A 986-nucleotide genomic window follows, 5' to 3' on the forward strand; every position below is an offset into this window, starting at 1 on the left:
GCCAAGGACGACCAGTATAGAAAAGTAAATATTGGACATTATCAACCGCTAAATTACAAGCCAGTTAGTCCAAGCTACTACTTAAAGACGGCCTTTAGTAACGCAATCATGACCGCCCTATATGCCCGTGATGAAGATTACGAACGGCAAAAACAGGTGCAAGGTTTAAAGGAGACTGAGTGGGAAATGACGAAAAAGCAACGGCAACACCAAACNACGGCAACACCAAACTCGAAACCGGCATGAAGATGGGGGTATGCACTTGTAATTCAAATGTAAAATAAAAAAGCTATCAGCCCGAGCGCTTAATCAGTTATATCAAGTTTGCAACGACAAGTTCAGCAAGCAAGGAACCCACAACAAAAATCAGAACTAAAAAATAAACTAAATGATATACACCATGAAATCAGTAATCGAACACAAAAACAGCTGCAAGCATTTGCTGAAGAAAATCCGGAAATCAAACAACCTGATCCTGAATCTGATCGAAGCATGAAACGTTAGCCAGTTTTTAAGGGACATGCTATAATGGAAACAGAAAAAGGAAGCCCCGCCGAAAACAGGACTTCCCGTGCAAGCCGCTTCAAAGGCGGTGGCAGAAATTTAATAAACGATTTTAGCTCGTCCTGTGACCTCTACCAAAGTTACACAGGGCGGCTTTTTTTATTTGTGGTGCTTGTCGATATAGCTGAGGAGCGCGATTAAAAACGTGCCAAACAGCAACATCAACGAGAGTGTCTGGAAGACGCTCATTGACTGTGAAACCTTCCTGAAGATTATTCCATGTTCCCATGGGCCTCACCTCGCAAGGGAAAAGACAGCCACCGCCCTTAAAACTTCCTGCGTAATCCATTATACAGGTGAATTAAGTGTTGACCAAGCACAATAAAAATTAAGTCATGGGGTTTCATAGGATCCTAAATTTGATCAAATTAAGCTCAGCAAAACATCTTTTGTGGATAGGTAGATTGTAAAATTAATCCGAA

At 41.5% G+C, this 986-nt stretch carries 1 protein-coding gene and 2 pseudogenes; 2 read left to right on the forward strand and 1 reads right to left on the reverse strand.

Annotated features, from left to right (window positions below):
* Together FD07_RS11905 and FD07_RS12245 are read left to right on the forward strand one after the other, a co-directional pair.
* A pseudogene (locus FD07_RS11905) lies at window positions 1–215 on the forward strand (nicking enzyme TraA protein); the annotation flags it as partial.
* Window positions 216–280: 65 nt separating this feature from the next.
* Window positions 281–504: pseudogene (locus FD07_RS12245) on the forward strand (LtrC-like protein); the annotation flags it as partial.
* Window positions 505–663: 159 nt separating this feature from the next.
* Here FD07_RS12245 and FD07_RS12780 read toward each other — a convergent pair.
* Window positions 664–753 (reverse strand): putative holin-like toxin, encoded by a 90-nt coding sequence (locus tag FD07_RS12780; RefSeq protein WP_021353390.1) that lies wholly within the window; start codon window positions 751–753, stop codon window positions 664–666.
* Between the last annotated feature and the right edge of the window lie 233 nt (window positions 754–986).

The organism is Levilactobacillus parabrevis ATCC 53295 (assembly GCF_001434055.1).
GTDB lineage: Bacteria > Bacillota > Bacilli > Lactobacillales > Lactobacillaceae > Levilactobacillus > Levilactobacillus parabrevis.

Coding starts and splice junctions, on each gene's coding strand:
- FD07_RS12780 (WP_021353390.1), bottom strand. CDS start 753: ATGAGCGTCTTCCAGACACTCTCGTTGATGTTGCTGTTTGGCACGTTT.